At 54.2% G+C, this 18,522-nt stretch carries 18 protein-coding genes; 12 read left to right on the top strand and 6 right to left on the bottom strand.

The features are described 5' to 3' along the window. Positions 1–149: 149 nt before the first annotated feature. The 4 genes from clpX to bolA all read right to left on the bottom strand — a co-directional run bounded on the left by clpX (position 150) and on the right by bolA (position 4,381). Entirely contained in the window at positions 150–1,424 is a 1,275-nt protein-coding gene (gene clpX, locus AC2TE5_RS04960; protein WP_023334705.1) for an ATP-dependent protease ATP-binding subunit ClpX, read from the bottom strand. Positions 1,425–1,550: 126 nt separating this feature from the next. Beyond that, complete coding sequence (clpP, locus tag AC2TE5_RS04955; RefSeq protein ID WP_010428105.1) at positions 1,551–2,174, bottom strand: ATP-dependent Clp endopeptidase proteolytic subunit ClpP; 624 nt, start codon at positions 2,172–2,174, stop codon at positions 1,551–1,553. A 260-nt stretch (positions 2,175–2,434) separates the two neighbouring features. Then, positions 2,435–3,733, bottom strand: a complete 1,299-nt coding sequence (gene tig, locus AC2TE5_RS04950; RefSeq protein WP_063144770.1) for a trigger factor — start codon at positions 3,731–3,733, stop codon at positions 2,435–2,437. Positions 3,734–4,063: 330 nt separating this feature from the next. Then, complete coding sequence (bolA, locus tag AC2TE5_RS04945; protein ID WP_021241655.1) at positions 4,064–4,381, bottom strand: transcriptional regulator BolA; 318 nt, start codon at positions 4,379–4,381, stop codon at positions 4,064–4,066. Between the two features lie 305 nt (positions 4,382–4,686). Here bolA and AC2TE5_RS04940 point away from each other — a divergent pair, with 305 nt between their 5' ends. The 8 genes from AC2TE5_RS04940 (at position 4,687) to AC2TE5_RS04905 (ending at position 13,561) form a co-directional block, all read left to right on the top strand. Further along, complete coding sequence (locus AC2TE5_RS04940) at positions 4,687–5,265, top strand: lipoprotein (protein ID WP_023310568.1); 579 nt, start codon at positions 4,687–4,689, stop codon at positions 5,263–5,265. A gap of 46 nt (positions 5,266–5,311) precedes the next feature. Beyond that, positions 5,312–6,787 (top strand): muropeptide MFS transporter AmpG, encoded by a 1,476-nt coding sequence (gene ampG / locus AC2TE5_RS04935; protein ID WP_159513561.1) that lies wholly within the window; start codon positions 5,312–5,314, stop codon positions 6,785–6,787. Between the two features lie 478 nt (positions 6,788–7,265). Beyond that, entirely contained in the window at positions 7,266–8,213 is a 948-nt protein-coding gene (gene cyoA, locus AC2TE5_RS04930; RefSeq protein ID WP_063144773.1) for a cytochrome o ubiquinol oxidase subunit II, read from the top strand. A gap of 16 nt (positions 8,214–8,229) precedes the next feature. Next, the gene (cyoB, locus tag AC2TE5_RS04925) at positions 8,230–10,221 is read left to right on the top strand and encodes a cytochrome o ubiquinol oxidase subunit I (RefSeq protein ID WP_063144774.1); all 1,992 of its coding nucleotides are present in this window, start codon (positions 8,230–8,232) and stop codon (positions 10,219–10,221) included. After that, positions 10,211–10,825, top strand: coding sequence for a cytochrome o ubiquinol oxidase subunit III (locus tag AC2TE5_RS04920; RefSeq protein ID WP_023334703.1), 615 nt, complete (start codon positions 10,211–10,213; stop codon positions 10,823–10,825). The genes cyoB and AC2TE5_RS04920 overlap by 11 nt, the downstream gene beginning before the upstream one ends. Next, entirely contained in the window at positions 10,825–11,151 is a 327-nt protein-coding gene (locus AC2TE5_RS04915) for a cytochrome o ubiquinol oxidase subunit IV (RefSeq protein ID WP_006176899.1), read from the top strand. Before AC2TE5_RS04920 ends, AC2TE5_RS04915 begins: the two co-directional genes overlap by 1 nt. A gap of 11 nt (positions 11,152–11,162) precedes the next feature. Further along, positions 11,163–12,050, top strand: a complete 888-nt coding sequence (gene cyoE, locus AC2TE5_RS04910; protein ID WP_013095848.1) for a heme o synthase — start codon at positions 11,163–11,165, stop codon at positions 12,048–12,050. A 149-nt stretch (positions 12,051–12,199) separates the two neighbouring features. Beyond that, a complete protein-coding gene (locus AC2TE5_RS04905) occupies positions 12,200–13,561 on the top strand; it encodes an MFS transporter (RefSeq protein WP_484612759.1) in 1,362 nt (453 codons plus the stop codon). Between the two features lie 32 nt (positions 13,562–13,593). On the opposite strand, the gene AC2TE5_RS04900 is transcribed toward AC2TE5_RS04905, so the two are convergent. Beyond that, a complete protein-coding gene (locus AC2TE5_RS04900) occupies positions 13,594–14,085 on the bottom strand; it encodes a YajQ family cyclic di-GMP-binding protein (RefSeq protein ID WP_063144776.1) in 492 nt (163 codons plus the stop codon). A 121-nt stretch (positions 14,086–14,206) separates the two neighbouring features. On the opposite strand from AC2TE5_RS04900, the gene panE reads away from it, so the two are divergent. After that, positions 14,207–15,118, top strand: coding sequence for a 2-dehydropantoate 2-reductase (gene panE / locus AC2TE5_RS04895; RefSeq protein WP_213328823.1), 912 nt, complete (start codon positions 14,207–14,209; stop codon positions 15,116–15,118). Next, positions 15,081–15,671 (top strand): protein deglycase YajL, encoded by a 591-nt coding sequence (gene yajL, locus AC2TE5_RS04890; RefSeq protein ID WP_116341621.1) that lies wholly within the window; start codon positions 15,081–15,083, stop codon positions 15,669–15,671. Before panE ends, yajL begins: the two co-directional genes overlap by 38 nt. A gap of 67 nt (positions 15,672–15,738) precedes the next feature. Here the strand turns inward: yajL and thiI are convergent, their stop codons facing one another. After that, the gene (thiI, locus tag AC2TE5_RS04885) at positions 15,739–17,187 is read right to left on the bottom strand and encodes a tRNA uracil 4-sulfurtransferase ThiI (RefSeq protein WP_484612758.1); all 1,449 of its coding nucleotides are present in this window, start codon (positions 17,185–17,187) and stop codon (positions 15,739–15,741) included. A 190-nt stretch (positions 17,188–17,377) separates the two neighbouring features. Between thiI and xseB the strand changes: the two genes are divergently transcribed. Both xseB and ispA read left to right on the top strand, forming a co-directional pair. Continuing rightward, positions 17,378–17,620: an exodeoxyribonuclease VII small subunit gene (xseB, locus tag AC2TE5_RS04880; RefSeq protein ID WP_045328337.1), complete on the top strand. Its 243-nt coding sequence runs from the start codon at positions 17,378–17,380 to the stop codon at positions 17,618–17,620. Further along, positions 17,621–18,520 carry a (2E,6E)-farnesyl diphosphate synthase gene (ispA, locus tag AC2TE5_RS04875; protein ID WP_048978946.1) on the top strand — a complete coding sequence of 300 codons (900 nt, stop codon included), beginning with the start codon at positions 17,621–17,623 and terminating at the stop codon, positions 18,518–18,520. Positions 18,521–18,522: the final 2 nt, after the last annotated feature.

Genomic DNA, 18,522 nt, shown 5'->3' with positions numbered 1-18,522 from the left:
GCTGGTCATGTCGCTGTGCTTCACATAACCATTAACATGTATCCAGTATATGGGGATGTTTGCCACACATTCAACGCTATGAATACGGAAAAAGTAAAGGGGAGATAAAATCCCCCCTTTTTGATTAACTGCTTGTATGATTTGGTGAATTATTCGCCAGATGCCTGCTGTGCTTCCGGTTTGCCGTAAATCAGCAGCGGCTTGGTTTGGCCGCTAATGACGGACTCGTCAATCACCACTTTTTCAACGTCTTCCATCGACGGCAGATCGTACATGGTGTCGAGCAGTGCCGCTTCAACAATTGAACGCAGACCACGGGCACCGGTTTTACGGATCATCGCTTTCTTGGCAATGGCATCCAGCGCTTCGTCGCGGAATTCCAGATCAACGCCTTCCAGATTGAACAGCGCCTGATACTGCTTGGTCAGCGCATTTTTCGGCTCTTTCAGGATCTGAATCAGCGCGTCTTCGCTCAGCTCGTTCAGCGTTGCCACAACCGGCAGACGGCCGATGAATTCAGGGATCAGACCGAATTTGATCAGATCTTCCGGTTCAACCTGAGACAGCAGTTCGCCTTCATTCGGTTTTTCAGACGTTGCTTTCACCGTTGCGCCAAAACCAATGCCGGAGCCGGTTTCAACACGGTGGGAGATCACTTTGTCCAGACCAGCAAACGCACCGCCACAGATGAACAGGATCTTGGAGGTATCAACCTGCAGGAACTCCTGCTGCGGATGTTTACGACCCCCCTGTGGCGGAACCGCGGCAACCGTACCTTCGATCAGCTTCAGCAGTGCCTGCTGTACGCCTTCACCCGATACGTCACGGGTAATGGACGGGTTGTCTGATTTACGGGAGATCTTGTCGATCTCATCGATGTAAACAATCCCGCGCTGGGCTTTCTGTACGTCGTAATCGCACTTCTGCAGCAGTTTCTGGATGATGTTTTCGACGTCCTCACCCACATAACCGGCCTCGGTCAGGGTGGTGGCATCCGCCATCGTGAACGGAACATCAAGCAGGCGCGCCAGGGTTTCAGCCAGCAGCGTTTTACCGGAACCGGTTGGGCCGATAAGCAGAATGTTACTTTTACCCAGTTCTACGCCATTGCTGGTGTCGCCGTTACGCAGACGTTTGTAGTGGTTATAGACCGCTACCGCCAGCACTTTCTTGGCCTGCTCCTGTCCGATGACGTAGTCGTCAAGGTGATGACGAATTTCATGCGGCGTTGGCAGCGCGCTGCGCTCACGGTGCGGTGCGACTTCTTTAATCTCTTCGCGAATGATGTCGTTACATAAATCGACACATTCGTCGCAGATATACACGGACGGCCCGGCAATCAGTTTACGCACTTCATGCTGGCTTTTGCCGCAAAAAGAGCAGTACAGCAGTTTGCCCGAACCATCTTTGCGTTTATCTGTCATGAGTCCAAACCTCTTTTTAAGTTCTTTGTGCCGCACATGACGACGCAAATGCCATTCTAAGACGCAAGCTGCAATAAGCAGCGTGCCGCCCTACCTTAGTATAGCGGCACACTCGCGTCGCGGGCATCAATTACGATGGGTCAACACGGAGTCGACTAAGCCGTACTCAACTGCCTCTGGAGCAGAGAGGAAGCGATCGCGCTCGGTATCGCGCTCGATCTGCTCGAGTGGTTGACCCGTATGCTGCGCCATAAGTTCATTCATGCGCGCTTTTACTTTCAGAATTTCGCGGGCGTGGATTTCGATATCCGTCGCCTGCCCCTGGTAACCGCCCAGCGGCTGGTGAATCATCACGCGGGAATTTGGCAAGCAGAAACGCTTACCTTTCGCCCCTGCTGTTAACAGGAACGCGCCCATCGATGCAGCCTGACCCATACAGATAGTGCTTACATCTGGCTTGATGAATTGCATGGTGTCATAAATGGACATCCCTGCTGTAATCACGCCACCCGGGGAGTTGATGTACAGGTAAATGTCTTTTTCCGGGTTTTCCGCTTCCAGAAACAGCATCTGCGCCACGATCAGGTTAGCCATGTGGTCTTCCACCTGGCCGGTCAGAAAGATAACGCGTTCCTTGAGCAGACGGGAATAGATATCAAAAGAACGCTCACCACGTGAGGTCTGTTCAATAACCATTGGCACCAGAGCCATATGGGGTGCAAAGTTATCTCGTTCGCCACTGTATGACATTTCCGTCTCCTGGATCAAAATTGAAAACACCTGCTGTACTGATTGTAACCTTACGGACGGATTATCAGCCAGTCTCATTCATCGTGATTACGTACTTATGGGGTTTACAGTGCCCTATTTCAAGCATAACAACCTTTTGTTGTTACGCTAACACCGAAAGGGCGTTTTAGCACTCTTCCTGGGCTATCGCTGTGATAAAAAAAACCCGCTGCCGCAAGGCAACGGGTTTTCTGTTCAAACTTTAAACCTTTGGGGCGAAATTACGCCTGCTGGTTCATCAGTTCGTTGAAAGAGGTCGCTTTTTCGGTCACTTTCGCTTTCGCCAGTACCGCTTCAACAGCCTGCTCTTCCAGGGCAACGTTGCGCATGTTGTCCATCAGCTCTTTGTTCTTACCGTAGAACTCAACAACTTCTGATGGATCTTCGTATGCAGAAGCCATCTCTTCGATCAGGCCTTTCACACGCTCTTCGTCAGCTTTCAGCTCGTGGGTACGAATCACTTCGCCCAGCAGCAGGCCAACAACAACGCGGCGTTTCGCTTGCTCTTCGAACAGCTCGCGTGGCAGTTCCATCGCTTGCTGCTGGTTGCCACCGAAACGCTGTGCAGCCTGACGGCGCAGAACGTCGATTTCGCTGTCGATCAGGGCAGCTGGAACGTCGATTTCGTTGGCTTTCACCAGACCTTCGATCGCCTGAGATTTCACACGGTTACGCACCGCGCCGTTCAGTTCGCGTTCCATGTTCTTACGCACTTCGGTACGCAGACCCGCTACGGAACCATCTTCCACGCCGAAACGCTTGATGAATTCTTCAGTCAGTTCTGGCAGTTCGCGCTCTTCAACTTTCTTCAGGTTGATAGCGAACTTCGCTGCTTTCCCTTTCAGGTTTTCAGCGTGGTACTCTTCCGGGAAGGTCACGTCGATGGTGAACTCTTCGCCAGCCTTGTGGCCTTTGATACCGTCTTCGAAGCCTGGGATCATACGACCCTGGCCCATAGCCAGTACGAAGTCAGACGCTTTGCCGCCTTCGAACTCTTCGCCGTCTACAGAACCGGTGAAGTCGATGGTGACACGGTCTTCAGCGTCAACAGCGCCTTCTTTCTCTTTCCAGTTCGCCTGCTGCTTGCGCAGGGTATCCAGCATGCCGTCAACGTCTTCGTCAGTCACGGAAACAACTGGTTTTTCAACTTCGATAGATTCCAGACCTTTCAGCTCAACTTCCGGGTACACTTCGAACTCTACGGAGTAGGTGAAGTCTTCGCCCAGTTTGTATTCGCCTGGAACGTAGTTCGGCGCGCCGGCCGGATTGATTTTTTCTTTGATGATCGCATCAATAAAGTTACGGCTCATCAGTTCACCCAGCACATCCTGACGCACGGAAGCGCCATAACGCTGAGCAACAACATTCATTGGTACTTTGCCCTTGCGGAAGCCGTCAATACGTACTTTTTTTGCTACGTTGACCAGCTCGCTTTTCACAGCAGTTTCGATGCTGTCAGCAGCGATAGTAATCGTTACACGGCGGCCAAGGCCTTGAGTGGTTTCAACTGAAACTTGCATCTTGTTACCTCAAAAAAATCACAGTGCTCGGTCAACTCTGAATCTGTCTGTTATACCGGGATGCTCTCTTAGTGCAGATTCACATTCCCTGTCGCCAGAATCATCCCGAAGACATTCAATAAGACGCGGCATTATAGCGGCATCACTTAGGTGAGTCGAGAACGGTTGGGGCATGTTGCTGCGGCTTTTTTCACACTTTAAGGCTATTTTTAGCCTTAAAATCGCACCATCCGCTCAAAACTCAGACAAAACAAAACGGCCCGGAGGCCGTTTTGAGGAAATCTGTAAGCAACATACTGGAAAAGCTCCAGCCGTTGCAAATCCGATTTATCAGGCGATAGTGCCTGCACCGCGACAGGGCGGCGATGCGAAAACCGTATCCTGCAAGCCTTCCCATTCCTTAATGGTATAGGTATGCAGTGCCAGCGCATGCACGGTCGTGGAGAGTTCTTCCGTCAAGGTGCTGTAGATCAAGCGGTGTCGATTCAGGAAACGTTCTCCCGTGAAGCGATCGCTAACCAGAACCACTTTAAAGTGGCTTTCAGAACCTGCCGGCACGTTATGACGATAGCTTTCGTCGACGACTTCGAGGAACACAGGGTTGAACGCTGCCCTTAATTTATCTTCTATATGCTCACGTATCATCATGAAATTACTCCTCCGACAACGCCAGGATGTCACCCATCCCTTTAAATGTTAGCCGCTTTTACCGTTTCCATTACACCTTGACAACAAATATTTAGCTTTCGTCTGATTTTCTCATTCAAACGAATGAAGTTCACTGTGGGACTCATACGTTTTGTCATACACGGATTGGGAAAAACGGTGAACTGGTCAGTTTTCGGACAAGGCGATGAATTTACATGCGTTGACCACTTCCCCTCGCCGTTGGCGATGTTATGATGGCGGCAATTTTTCTCTTTATATGCTTACGATTCGTTGAGAACCCGAAAATGTTAAAAAAACTCTTCTTTCCGTTGGTAGCCCTTTTTATGCTGGCAGGCTGCGCTACTCCGCCTACCACTATTGATGTCTCACCAAAAATCACCCTGCCTCAGCAGGACCCAAGCCTGATGGGCGTCACCGTGAGCATTAACGGTGCCGATCAGCGTCAGGACCAGGCGCTGGCAAAAGTGACCCGCGACAACCAGCAGGTTACCCTCACCGCATCCCGCGACCTGCGCTTCCTGCTCCAGGAAGTGCTGGAGAAACAGATGACCGCTCGCGGCTACATGATTGGCCCAAGCGGCGCGGTCGATCTGCAGATCATCGTGAACAACCTGTACGCTGACGTGTCTCAGGGCAACGTGCGCTACAACATCGCGACCAAAGCGGATATCGCCATCATTGCTACCGCGAAGAATGGCAACAAGATGACCAAAAACTACCGCGCCAGCTACTCTGTTGAAGGTGCGTTCCAGGCCTCTAACCAGAACATTGCTAACGCCGTTAATAGCGTGCTGACCGACACCATCGCCGATATGGCGCAGGACACCAGCATTCACGACTTCATCAAGCAGAACGCGCGTTAATCCCGCTCGCTGACCCGGTGTAACACCGGGTCAGTTTTATAAGAACATGTCCAGCCATTACTTACGCATTTTCCAGCAACCGAAATCAGCTATCCTGCTGATCCTCGGCTTCGCCTCGGGTTTACCCCTCGCACTCACTTCCGGCACGCTTCAGGCATGGATGACGGTTGAGAACATCGATCTTAAAACGATTGGTTTCTTCTCGCTTGTGGGCCAGGCCTATGTCTTTAAGTTCCTGTGGTCTCCGGTCATGGATCGCTATACGCCGCCTTTCCTCGGGCGTCGACGCGGCTGGTTAGTGATGACGCAGATCCTGCTGCTGCTGGCCATTGCGGCGATGGGTTTTCTTGAACCCACCACGCAGCTTCGCTGGATGGCGGCGCTTGCGGTAGTGATTGCCTTCTGCTCCGCCTCTCAGGATATCGTGTTCGATGCCTGGAAGACGGACGTGTTACCTGCGGAAGAGCGCGGCGCCGGTGCGGCAATCAGCGTGCTGGGCTATCGCCTCGGGATGCTGGTCTCCGGCGGGCTGGCGCTGTGGCTCGCCGACCGTTACCTCGGCTGGCAGGGCATGTACTGGCTGATGGCCGCCCTGCTGATCCCCTGCATTATCGCGACGCTGTTCGCGCCCGAACCGAGTGACGTCATCCCGGTTCCCCGCTCGCTGGAGCAGGCCGTCGCCGAACCGCTTCGCGACTTCTTTGGCCGCAACAACGCCTGGCTGATCCTGTTGCTTATCGTCCTTTATAAGCTGGGCGATGCCTTTGCCATGAGCCTGACCACCACCTTCCTGATCCGGGGCGTCGGTTTTGACGCCGGTGAAGTCGGCGTGGTGAATAAAACGCTGGGGCTGTTTGCGACCATCGTCGGCGCGCTTTATGGCGGCGTACTGATGCAGCGCCTGACGCTGTTTCGCGCGCTGCTGATTTTTGGCATCCTTCAGGGTGCCTCTAACGCAGGCTACTGGCTGCTGTCGATTACCGACAAACATACGATCAGCATGGCCGCGGCGGTGTTCTTCGAAAACCTCTGCGGCGGTATGGGCACAGCGGCGTTTGTCGCCCTGCTGATGACCCTGTGCAACAAGTCGTTTTCCGCTACCCAGTTCGCGCTGCTCTCGGCGCTCTCCGCCGTTGGCCGGGTGTACGTTGGCCCGATTGCCGGCTGGTTCGTGGAAGCCCACGGCTGGCCAACATTTTATCTCTTCTCGGTCGTGGCTGCCGTGCCGGGAATTTTATTGCTGCTGGTCTGCCGTCAGACGCTGGAATATACCCAGCGGACAGAACACTTTATGCCGCGCACCGAATATCACCGCGCCTACCGATTTGCGTTACGTCTGTTAATGGTGGGCTGCGCGGCTCTCGCACTCTGGCTGGTGGTGCTCATTATTAATGCCAGCACGTCACTGGCACTCCCCTTCGAAGCCCTTCTGCTGGACGCAGGCGCCCTGCTGGCTATCGCCGGGATCCTGACCGGGGGTCTGCTCGATTTCATGGCGTTGCGTAAAACGCAGATGACCTGAAGAAAAATGCGAAAGGTTATTTCCCGTTGTAATCACTAAGCGAAATTATAACGGCGAAATAGCCACCAGCCGCTAAAAAAAATATTTGTTGTTTTGTGCGGGATAGGATTTGGAAATTATTGACTCCCATTCCAAAACGCTATTTTTCATTAAACGATTCAGCATGCGAGAGTTTGATTTTTCGTTTTTTAGATGTCTTTTTATTGATAATTAATTGTTAATTTTTTGTTTATTTTCAACAATGGTTATACCAATTGTCCCTTTTAGGGTATGCTTGGGGGTCCTTTCGTTATAAAGCCCACGCCATGCGGCTTCGCTCATAAAAACCGACATAATTTGCAACACTTGTGACACGTGCGGCAGAACCCGGTAACACCTTCCTGACACAGGCCTAATGATGTTTACAGTAATGTAACCTTCCCGTAAAATGCCCGCACACTTTAAACGCCACCAGACTCCGTGGAATTGAGGTCGTTAAATGAGACTCGGGAAATACAATAAAAGTTTGGGATGGTTGTCATTATTCGCGGGCACTGTATTACTCAGTGGCTGCGATTCTGCACTACTAGACCCCAAAGGACAGATTGGACTGGAACAACGTTCACTGATATTGACGGCTTTTGGCCTGATGTTGATTGTGGTTATTCCTGCCATTTTGATGGCTGTTGGTTTCGCCTGGAAGTATCGTGCGAGCAATAAAGATGCGAAGTATAGCCCTAACTGGTCACACTCCAATAAAGTGGAAGCTGTGGTCTGGACGGTACCTATTCTGATCATCCTGTTCCTTGCCGTACTGACCTGGAAAACCACTCACGCACTTGAGCCAAGCAAACCGCTGGTTCACGATGAGAAACCTATTACCATTGAAGTGGTCTCCATGGACTGGAAATGGTTCTTCATCTATCCAGAGCAGGGTATTGCTACCGTGAATGAAATCGCCTTCCCGGCGAACACTCCGGTTCAGTTCAAAGTGACCTCCAACTCCGTAATGAACTCCTTCTTCATCCCACGTCTGGGTAGCCAGATTTACGCGATGGCCGGTATGCAGACTAACCTGCACCTGATCGCGAATGAAGCAGGCACCTATGATGGTATCTCCGCCAGCTATAGCGGCCCGGGCTTCTCAGGTATGAAGTTCAAAGCTATTGCGACGCCGGACCGTGCCGCTTTCGACCAATGGGTTGAAAAAGCGAAGCAGTCTCCAAACACCATGTCTGACATGGCGGCGTTCGATAAAGTGGCTGCACCTAGCGAATACAACAAGGTGGAGTACTTCTCTAACGTGAAACCCGATTTGTTCAAAGAGGTTGTTGGCAAATTTATGGATCACGGTAAGAGCATGGACATGACCCAGCCTGAAGGCGAGCACAGCGCGCATGAAGGTATGGAAGGCATGGACATGAGCCACGCGGAAACCGCTCACTAAGGGGCCGAGGAAGAAAATGTTCGGAAAATTGACACTGGATGCAGTGCCGTATCACGAACCGATTATCGTGATTACGGTGGCTGCAATTATCATTGGTGGCGCGGCCTTACTGGCCCTGATCACTTACTTCGGTAAGTGGAGCTACCTGTGGAACGAGTGGCTGACTTCGGTTGACCACAAAAAACTCGGTATCATGTACTGCATCGTCGGTATCGTCATGTTAATTCGTGGCTTTGCGGATGCGATCATGATGCGTAGCCAGCAGGCTCTCGCTTCTGCGGGTGAGGCTGGCTTCCTGCCGCCGCACCACTACGATCAGATCTTTACCGCCCACGGCGTTATCATGATCTTCTTCGTGGCGATGCCGCTGGTTATCGGTCTGATGAACGTTGTCGTTCCGCTGCAAATCGGCGCGCGCGACGTGGCGTTCCCGTTCCTGAACAACCTGAGCTTCTGGTTCACGGTTGTCGGCGTTATCCTGGTTAACCTGTCACTGGGTGTGGGCGAATTCGCGCAGACCGGCTGGCTGGCTTACCCGCCGCTGTCAGGAATTGAGTACAGTCCGGGCGTTGGCGTCGACTACTGGATTTGGGCGCTTCAGCTCTCCGGTGTCGGTACTACCCTGACCGGTATCAACTTCTTCGTGACCATTATCAAGATGCGTGCCCCTGGCATGACCATGTTCAAGATGCCGGTATTTACCTGGGCATCTCTGTGCGCCAACATCCTGATTATTGCCTCCTTCCCAATTCTGACCGTCACCGTCGCGCTGCTGACCCTGGACCGCTACCTGGGCACCCATTTCTTCACGAATGATATGGGTGGCAACATGATGATGTACATCAACCTGATTTGGGCCTGGGGTCACCCGGAAGTGTACATTCTGGTTCTGCCTGTGTTCGGTGTGTTCTCCGAAATCGCGGCAACCTTCTCGCGTAAACGTCTGTTTGGCTACACCTCTCTGGTGTGGGCAACCGTGTGTATTACCGTTCTGTCGTTCATCGTTTGGCTGCACCACTTCTTCACCATGGGTGCGGGCGCGAACGTAAACGCCTTCTTCGGTATCACCACCATGATTATCGCCATCCCTACCGGGGTGAAGATCTTCAACTGGCTGTTCACCATGTATCAGGGCCGTATCGTGTTCCACTCAGCGATGCTGTGGACCATCGGCTTCATCGTGACCTTCTCCGTAGGTGGGATGACCGGCGTACTGCTGGCGGTACCAGGTGCTGACTTCGTTCTGCACAACAGTCTGTTCCTGATTGCGCACTTCCATAACGTTATCATCGGTGGCGTGGTCTTCGGCTGCTTCGCTGGCGTAACCTACTGGTGGCCAAAAGCGTTCGGCTTCACGCTGAACGAAAAATGGGGTAAACGCGCGTTCTGGTTCTGGATCATCGGCTTCTTCGTCGCATTTATGCCGCTGTACGTGCTGGGCTTCATGGGTATGACCCGTCGTCTGAGCCAGCAGATCGATCCGCAGTTCCACCCAATGCTGATGGTTGCAGCGGGCGGCGCCGTGCTGATTGCCTGTGGTATCGCGTCCCAGCTGATTCAGTTCTACGTGTCTATTCGCGACCGCGACCAGAACCGTGACCTGACCGGTGACCCATGGGGTGGCCGTACGCTGGAGTGGGCAACCTCTTCTCCACCTCCTTTCTATAACTTTGCCATCGTGCCGCAGGTTCATGAACGCGACGCATTCTGGGAAATGAAAGAGAAAGGTGAAGCGTACAAGCAACCTGCTCATTACGAAGAGATCCACATGCCGAAAAACAGCGGTGCGGGCATTGTCATTGCCGCCTTCGCAACGGTATTTGGTTTCGCAATGATCTGGCACATCTGGTGGATGGCGATTGTTGGCTTCGCCGGCATCGTAATCAGCTGGATTGTGAAGAGCTTTGACGAGGACGTGGACTACTACGTACCAGTCCGTGAAGTTGAGAAGCTGGAAAATCAGCATTTCGACGAGATTTCTAAAGCGGGGCTGAAAAATGGCAACTGATACTCTGGCGCACTCAACTGCCCACGCGCATGAGCATGCGCACCACGATACAGGACCGACCAAAGTCTTCGGTTTCTGGATCTACCTGATGAGCGACTGCATTCTGTTCTGCTGTCTGTTCGCGACCTATGCCGTTCTGGTGAACGGCACGGCGGGCGGCCCGGCTGGCAAGGATATCTTTGAACTGCCGTTCGTTCTGGTTGAAACCGCACTGCTGTTATTCAGCTCTATCACCTACGGCATGGCGGCTATCGCCATGTACAAAAACAACAAGAGCCAGGTTGTTTCCTGGCTGGCGTTGACCTGGCTGTTTGGTGCTGGATTTATCGGGATGGAAATCTATGAATTCCATCACCTGATTCTGGAAGGTTTCGGTCCGGATCGCAGTGGCTTCCTGTCCGCGTTCTTCGCGCTGGTCGGTACCCACGGTCTGCACGTCACCTCTGGTCTGATCTGGATGGCGGTACTGATGTTCCAGGTATCCCGTCGCGGCCTGACCAGCACTAACCGTACCCGTATCATGTGCCTGAGTCTGTTCTGGCACTTCCTGGACGTGGTGTGGATCTGTGTGTTCTCTGTTGTATATCTGATGGGGGCGATGTAATGAGTCATTCAAACGATCATGGCGCTTCCCACGGTAGCGTAAAAACCTACATGACAGGTTTCATCCTGTCGATCATCCTGACGGTGATCCCGTTCTGGATGGTGATGAGCGGTTCTGCGTCTAAACCGGTTATTCTGGGTGCAATCCTGGTGACCGCGGTGATTCAGATTCTGGTGCATCTGGTTTGCTTCCTGCACATGAACACCAAGTCCGATGAAGGCTGGAATATGACCGCCTTTATCTTTACCGTGATTATCATCGCTATCCTGGTAGTCGGTTCCATCTGGATTATGTGGAACCTCAACTACAACATGATGGTTCACTAAGAGCGGCGAGTATGTTTAAGCAATACCTGCAAGTAACGAAACCAGGCATCATCTTTGGCAACCTGATCTCCGTGATCGGAGGGTTCCTGCTGGCCTCTAAGGGCAGCATCGATTACACCCTCTTTATCTACACGCTGGTCGGTGTGTCACTGGTTGTTGCGTCCGGTTGTGTATTTAACAACTACATCGACATGGATATCGACAAGAAGATGGAAAGGACCAAAAATCGGGTGCTGGTGAAAGGCCTGATCGCCCCTTCCGTCTCGCTGGTGTACGCCACCTTGCTGGGTATTGCTGGCTTTATGCTGCTGTGGTTTGGTGCTAACCCGCTGGCCTGCTGGCTGGGGGTGATGGGGTTCGTGGTGTATGTGGGCGTCTACAGCCTGTATATGAAACGCCACTCCGTCTACGGCACGCTGATTGGTTCTCTCTCCGGCGCTGCGCCGCCGGTGATTGGCTACTGCGCGGTCACGAACGAGTTCGACAGCGGTGCGCTGATCCTGCTGGCTATCTTTAGCCTGTGGCAGATGCCGCACTCCTATGCCATCGCGATTTTCCGCTTTAAGGATTATCAGGCAGCGAACATCCCGGTTCTGCCGGTCGTGAAAGGCATTTCGGTTGCCAAGAACCACATCACGCTGTACATCATCGCCTTTGCTGTAGCAACGCTGATGCTCTCTCTGGGTGGTTACGCCGGATACAAATATCTGGCGGTAGCCGCTGCGGTGAGCGTCTGGTGGCTCGGTATGGCGCTGCGCGGTTACAAAGTGGAAGATGACAAAGTCTGGGCGCGCAAACTGTTTGTGTTCTCGATTGTGGCCATCACCTCGCTGTCCGTGATGATGTCCGTGGACTTCATGGTGCCAGATTCACACAACCTGCTGACTTACGTCTGGTAAGCCAAAACAGGTGAATAAAGGGGTGCTTCGGCACCCTTTTTTATTCACTGAATTTATTAATAATGCATGTAATATTTGTTAAATAACCCTTTATTTACCCCGCCCCTTCCCCGCACTACACTATGGCCTGCTTTTGAACTGAGGTGGTAATGAACGATTATAAAATGACGCCAGGCGAGCTACGCGCGACCTGGGGCTTAGGGACTGTCTTCTCGCTACGGATGCTTGGCATGTTTATGGTCCTGCCTGTTCTGACCACGTACGGTATGGCGCTGCAGGGGGCCAGCGAGGCGCTGATTGGGCTCGCGATCGGCATCTACGGCCTGGCGCAGGCGGTATTCCAGATCCCGTTTGGCCTGCTCTCTGACCGGGTAGGTCGAAAGCCGCTGATCGTCGGCGGGCTGCTGGTCTTTGTGCTCGGAAGCATTATCGCCGCCCTCTCCCACTCCATCTGGGGGATTATTCTCGGCCGCGCCCTGCAGGGTTCCGGCGCGATTGCCGCCGCGGTGATGGCGCTGCTGTCAGACTTAACCCGCGAGCAGAACCGCACCAAAGCGATGGCGTTCATCGGCGTGAGCTTTGGCGTGACGTTTGCGATTGCGATGGTGCTGGGCCCCATCATTACCCACACGTTGGGTCTGCACGCCCTGTTCTGGATGATTGCCGTGCTGGCGACCATCGGTATTGCCTTAACCCTGTGGGTCGTGCCGGACAGCAAGAACCACGTCCTGAACCGTGAGTCGGGGATGGTAAAAGGCTGCTTCAGCAAAGTGATTGTCGAGCCGCGCCTGCTGAAGCTCAATTTTGGCATTATGTGCCTGCACATCCTGCTGATGTCGACCTTTGTCGCCCTGCCCGGCCAGCTTGCCGCGGCGGGTTTCCCGGCGGCTGAGCACTGGAAAATCTATCTGGTCACGATGCTGATTTCGTTTGTCTCCGTCGTGCCGTTCATCATCTACGCCGAAGTGAAGCGCAAAATGAAGCGCGTCTTCGTGGGCTGCGTGGCGTTGCTGCTGATTGCCGAAATTGTGCTCTGGGGTGCCGGTCCGCACTTCTGGGAGCTGATTGCCGGCGTACAGCTGTTCTTCCTGGCCTTTAACCTGATGGAAGCGCTGCTCCCGTCGCTGATCAGCAAAGAGTCCCCCGCCGGGTATAAAGGTACGGCGATGGGTATCTACTCCACCAGCCAGTTTCTCGGCGTGGCGATCGGCGGCTCGCTCGGCGGCTGGGTGGACGGCCTGTTTGATTCACAAACCGTGTTTCTCGCCGGTGCGCTATTGGCGACAGTCTGGCTGCTGGTCGCCAGCACCATGAAAGAGCCGCGCTACGTGAGCAGCCTGCGCGTAGAAATTCCGGATGATGTGGAGATTAGCGATGCGCTGAAACAGCGTCTGGAAGCCAAAGAGGGCGTGACGGATGTGCTCATCGTCCCGGAAGAGCGCAGCGCTTACGTCAAAATAGACAGTAAAGTGACCAACCGCTTCGAAGTCGAGCAGGCGCTCAAAGCGTAAAAAAAAGCCCGGTTATACCGGGCTTTTTTATATTAATCGCGGAAGTTTTTAAACTGGAACGGCTGTCCCAGATCGCCGCCGCGGATCAGCGCCATCACGCCCTGCAGGTCGTCACGGGATTTACCCGTCACGCGAATCTCTTCGCCCTGGATCTGCGCCTGCACCTTCAGCTTGCTGTCTTTAATGAGCTTAACGATCTTCTTCTGCACCGCGCTCTCAATGCCCTGCTTAAGCTTGGCTTCAACAAACCAGTTCTTACCGCTGTGCACAAACTCTTCCGGCACGTCCAGAGACGTCCCTTCAATGCCGCGCTTTAACAGCTTGGCGCGCAGAATGTCGAGCAGCTGATTCACCTGGAAATCAGACTCGCTCAGCACCTTAATGGTCTTATTTGCGTCGTTCAGCTCAAACGACGCCTCAACGCCACGAAAATCGAAACGTGACTCAACTTCGCGGGTTGCGTTCTCAACGCCGTTGCGAACTTCCTGGATATCAACTTCGGAAACAATATCGAAAGATGGCATCTTTTCTTCTCCCTTCACTTTTGTTGCGTTGCATAATACCCGCTACGAGGCATAACTCAACAGAAGCTTAGCTGTATAATTAAGCTGTAACACCTGGCGCAGTTGCAGGTGAGGAGGAACAATGAAAATTACGGTGCTCGGATGCGGAGCGCTTGGTCAGCTGTGGCTGACCGCGCTGTGCAAGCACGGACATGAGGTTCAGGGCTGGCTGCGCGTGCCCCAGCCCTATTGCAGTGTAAACCTGATTGGTGAAGACGGAAGCATCTTTAACGAATCCCTCACCGCGAACGATCCTGACTTCCTGGCGCAAAGCGACCTTTTACTGGTGACGCTCAAAGCGTGGCAGGTCTCAGACGCGGTAAAAACGCTGGCCGCGCAGCTCCCCCCCACTTCGCCCATACTGCTGCTGCATAACGGCATGGGGACCCTTGATGAGCTGAAAAGCGTCCCGCAGCCCCTGCTGATGGCGACAACCACGCACGCTGCACGTCGCGACGGCAACATCATCGTGCATGTCGCCAGCGGCGTAACGCATATCGGCCCGGCCAGAACGCAGGATGGCGACTATAGCTATCTGGCCGATGTGCTTCAAAAGGTGCTGCCGGACGTGGCCTGGCACAACAACATTCGCCCTCAACTGTGGCGTAAGCTTGCGGTGAACTGCGTGATCAATCCGCTGACGGCGCTGTGGGACTGCCCGAACGGGGAGCTGAAAAATCATCCGCAGGACGTTGCGATTTTGTGCGCGGAAGTCGCGGCGGTCGTTGAGCGGGAAGGCCTGCATACCTCGGCAGACGATTTGCACTGCTACGTCGAGCAGGTCATTGAGAGCACGGCAGAAAACATCTCCTCGATGCTGCAGGATGTTCGGGCATTACGCCACACGGAGATCGACTACATCACTGGCTATCTGCTAAAACGCGCCCGCGCGCACGGCATCGCCGTGCCGGAAAACGCCCGTCTGTATGACCTGGTTAAACGTAAGGAGAGTGAATATGAGCGCGTCAGCCCTGATCTGCCTCGCCCCTGGTAGCGAAGAGATGGAAGCGGTCACCACCATTGATTTGATGGTGCGCGGCGGCATTAAGGTTACCACCGCCAGCGTCGCCAGCGACGGCAGTCTGGCAATCACCTGCTCGCGCGGGGTGAAAATCCTCGCGGATGCCCCCCTTGTTCAGGTGGCTGATGGAGATTACGACATCATCGTGCTGCCCGGCGGCTTGAAAGGCGCGGAATGTTTTCGCGACAGCCCGCTGCTGGTCGAGACCGTGCGTCAGTTTCATTTATCCGGCCGCATCGTCGCGGCAATCTGTGCCGCCGCCGGAACGGTTCTGATTCCGCACGATATCTTCCCCATCGGCAACATGACCGGCTTCCCGGGGCTTAAGGATACGATCCCGGAAGAGCATTGGGTGGATAAACGCGTCGTCTGGGACCCGCGCGTCAACCTGCTGACCAGCCAGGGGCCCGGCACCGCGATCGATTTTGGCTTAAAGATTATTGACCTGCTGGTCGGGCGCGAGAAGGCGTACGAAGTGGCATCGTCGCTGGTGATGCCGGCGGGGATTTATAATTATTACGAATAGGTGTTCTCCCTCTCCCTGTGGGAGAGGGCCGGGGTGAGGGCATCAGGCCGCACTCCCCGGCTAGAAACTACGGGCGATACACCTTAACATTCGCAAAGCCCTGCTCGCGCAGATACAGCGCCTGCAGGCGGCTCATCACCCCGCGCTCGCACCACAGCAGATAGGTTTTGCTCTTGTCGAGATCGCCAAATTTCGTGCTCAGCTTGTAGAACGGCAGAGAAACCACCTCAACGCCTTCGACGTTCAGCGGGCTGGCATCCTGCTCATCAATCGAACGAATATCCACAATCACATCGCTGGCACCAAAACCGCTGACGGTTTCAACTTCAACGACTTTCTGCTCGGTCTGCTGGGCAATCTCACGGATATCAATGTTGGAGGCTTCCTCCACCACTTTGTCCAGAATGGCAAAATCGAAGTTCTCTTCTTCCGCTTCGATCTTCGCCTTCACCGCTTTCACCGTTGGGCTTTTTGAGATCACGCCGCAGTATTCCGGCATGGTGCGGGCAAAATCTTCGGTGCCGATTTCACGCGCCAGATCGATGATGTGCTCTTTGTCGTGGGAGATCAGCGGACGCAGGATCAGCGTATCAGACACGTTGTCGATCAGACGCAGGTTGGTCAGCGTCTGGCTGGAGACCTGGCCCAGCGCTTCGCCGGTGACCAGCGCCTGCACGCCGTAGCGTTCCGCCACTTTGGACGCCGCGCGCACCATCATGCGCTTCAGCACCACGCCCATCTGGCCGTCGTCTACTTTCTCAAGGATTTCGCCGACCACAGGTTCGAAGTTGATCGCCACAAAACGCACGCGGTGGGAGCTGCCGAAGCGGTTCCACAGGTAATGCGCGACCTGACGAACGCCGATTTCATGCGCCGCGCCGCCCAGGTTGAAGAAGCAGTAGTGCACACGGCAGCCGCGGCGCATCAGCATATAGCTGGAGACGCCGGAGTCGAAGCCTCCGGAGATCAGGGACAATACGTCTTCCTGGGTGCCAATAGGGAAGCCGCCGATACCTTCATAGCGACCTTTCACCAGCAGCAGGCGATCGTTTTCGATCTCCAGATTGACGGTCACGTCAGGGTTGGTCAGACGTACGCGCGCCGTTTCAACGTGCTGGTTCAAACCGCCTCCAACGTAACGTTCCACTTCAATGGAGCTGAACTCGTGCTTGCCGCGACGCTTCACGCGCACGCAGAAGGTTTTGCCTTCGATCTGATCGCGGTACTGGACCAGCGCTTTCTCGAAGATGTCGTGCATATCGCTGAACGGAACATCTTCCACTTCCAGGATATGGTGGATCCCCGGTATACGGGTCAGCGCGTCGCGAATATCCTGACGTTTGTTTTCGTCTTTCGCACGGACCTCAACGTGGTCCCAGTGGCGCACCACGGCGAGGGTTTCGTCGTAGTGCTTTAATACGTTACGAATGTTCCCGGTGAGAATTTTAATAAAGCGCAAACGCACAGATTGGCTTTTGATGGTGATTTCAGGGAACAATTTAATGATAAACTTCATGGCGGCAATGTTTCTTAGGCAAGCGTATTAAGGCTTGTAATGGAAAGAGTACAGCAGCCCACACCCGTGGCTGCATCCAGGCGCGCAAGTATACCACCATCGCGCCGCTCCTGTGCACATTGCGCGTTATTTGATAATTGCCCTGAGTCCGTTACCATGTCGGGGCTGAGAATATAAGAGTCAATTCACTATGCCGAAGAAGAACGACGCACCGGCCAGTTTCGAAACTGCGCTGAATGAACTGGAGCAAATCGTTACCCGTCTTGAGAGCGGCGATCTCCCGCTGGAAGAGGCGCTCAACGAATTCGAGCGTGGCGTGCAGCTGGCGCGCCAGGGGCAGGTCAAACTGCAGCAGGCCGAGCAGCGCGTGCAGATCCTGCTTTCCGACAGCGAAGACGCGAAAACCACGCCTTTTACACCGGACGCCGAGTAAATGGATTTTTCCAACGAGCTTCAGGCGCGTGTCGTACGCGCCAACGACGCCCTGCGCCGTTTTATTGCGCCACAACCTTTTCAGAACACTCCACTGGTTGAAGCCATGCACTATGGCGCACTCTTGGGTGGAAAGCGCCTGCGCCCGTTCCTGGTGTACGCCACGGGCAATATGTTTGGTATCAGCGATAACACGCTGGACGCCCCGGCAGCCGCCGTGGAGTGCATCCATGCCTACTCGCTGATCCACGACGATCTCCCTGCCATGGACGACGACGATTTGCGTCGGGGTCAACCCACCTGCCATATCAAGTTTGGCGAGGCGAATGCCATTCTGGCGGGTGATGCCCTGCAAACGCTGGCGTTCTCGATTCTGAGCGACGCGCCGATGGCGGAGGTGGCCGACCGCGACCGCCTGGCGATGATCTCCGAGCTGGCCATGGCCAGCGGCGTGGCCGGCATGTGCGGCGGACAGGCGCTGGATCTTGAAGCGGAAGGACGTCAGGTTAATCTGGAACAGCTGGAGCGTATTCACCGCCATAAAACCGGGGCGTTGATTCGTTCAGCGGTTCGCCTGGGCGCGCTGAGCGCGGGTGAACAAGGGCGCAAAGCCCTGCCGATTCTGGACAGATACGCAGAAAGTATCGGTCTTGCGTTCCAGGTTCAGGATGACATTCTGGATGTGGTGGGCGATACTGCAACATTGGGTAAACGTCAGGGTGCGGACCAGCAGCTTGGCAAAAGTACCTACCCCGCCCTGCTGGGCCTTGAGCAAGCCCAACGTAAAGCCCGGGATCTGATTGACGATGCCCGCCAGTCGCTAAATGAACTGGCCGCGCAATCGCTGGATACCTCGGCACTGGAAGCGCTAGCGGACTATATAATCCAGCGTGATAAATAAAC

This window comes from Enterobacter sp. N5-15, from assembly GCF_057221635.1.
Note: the sequence above shows the minus strand (reverse complement) of the source record. Positions and strands in the feature narration are given on the sequence as shown.

Bases quoted from the DNA above. Each gene is read 5' to 3' on its own strand.
- clpP (WP_010428105.1), bottom strand. From the start codon at position 2,174: ATGTCATACAGTGGCGAACGAGATAACTTTGCACCCCATATGGCTCTG.
- xseB (WP_045328337.1), top strand. From the start codon at position 17,378: ATGCCGAAGAAGAACGACGCACCGGCCAGTTTCGAAACTGCGCTGAAT.
- ispA (WP_048978946.1), top strand. From the start codon at position 17,621: ATGGATTTTTCCAACGAGCTTCAGGCGCGTGTCGTACGCGCCAACGAC.
- panE (WP_213328823.1), top strand. From the start codon at position 14,207: ATGAAAATTACGGTGCTCGGATGCGGAGCGCTTGGTCAGCTGTGGCTG.
- AC2TE5_RS04900 (WP_063144776.1), bottom strand. From the start codon at position 14,085: ATGCCATCTTTCGATATTGTTTCCGAAGTTGATATCCAGGAAGTTCGC.
- AC2TE5_RS04920 (WP_023334703.1), top strand. From the start codon at position 10,211: ATGGCAACTGATACTCTGGCGCACTCAACTGCCCACGCGCATGAGCAT.
- AC2TE5_RS04905 (WP_484612759.1), top strand. From the start codon at position 12,200: ATGAACGATTATAAAATGACGCCAGGCGAGCTACGCGCGACCTGGGGC.
- yajL (WP_116341621.1), top strand. From the start codon at position 15,081: ATGAGCGCGTCAGCCCTGATCTGCCTCGCCCCTGGTAGCGAAGAGATG.
- AC2TE5_RS04915 (WP_006176899.1), top strand. From the start codon at position 10,825: ATGAGTCATTCAAACGATCATGGCGCTTCCCACGGTAGCGTAAAAACC.
- thiI (WP_484612758.1), bottom strand. From the start codon at position 17,187: ATGAAGTTTATCATTAAATTGTTCCCTGAAATCACCATCAAAAGCCAA.
- ampG (WP_159513561.1), top strand. From the start codon at position 5,312: ATGTCCAGCCATTACTTACGCATTTTCCAGCAACCGAAATCAGCTATC.
- AC2TE5_RS04940 (WP_023310568.1), top strand. From the start codon at position 4,687: ATGTTAAAAAAACTCTTCTTTCCGTTGGTAGCCCTTTTTATGCTGGCA.
- tig (WP_063144770.1), bottom strand. From the start codon at position 3,733: ATGCAAGTTTCAGTTGAAACCACTCAAGGCCTTGGCCGCCGTGTAACG.
- bolA (WP_021241655.1), bottom strand. From the start codon at position 4,381: ATGATGATACGTGAGCATATAGAAGATAAATTAAGGGCAGCGTTCAAC.
- clpX (WP_023334705.1), bottom strand. From the start codon at position 1,424: ATGACAGATAAACGCAAAGATGGTTCGGGCAAACTGCTGTACTGCTCT.
- cyoB (WP_063144774.1), top strand. From the start codon at position 8,230: ATGTTCGGAAAATTGACACTGGATGCAGTGCCGTATCACGAACCGATT.
- cyoE (WP_013095848.1), top strand. From the start codon at position 11,163: ATGTTTAAGCAATACCTGCAAGTAACGAAACCAGGCATCATCTTTGGC.
- cyoA (WP_063144773.1), top strand. From the start codon at position 7,266: ATGAGACTCGGGAAATACAATAAAAGTTTGGGATGGTTGTCATTATTC.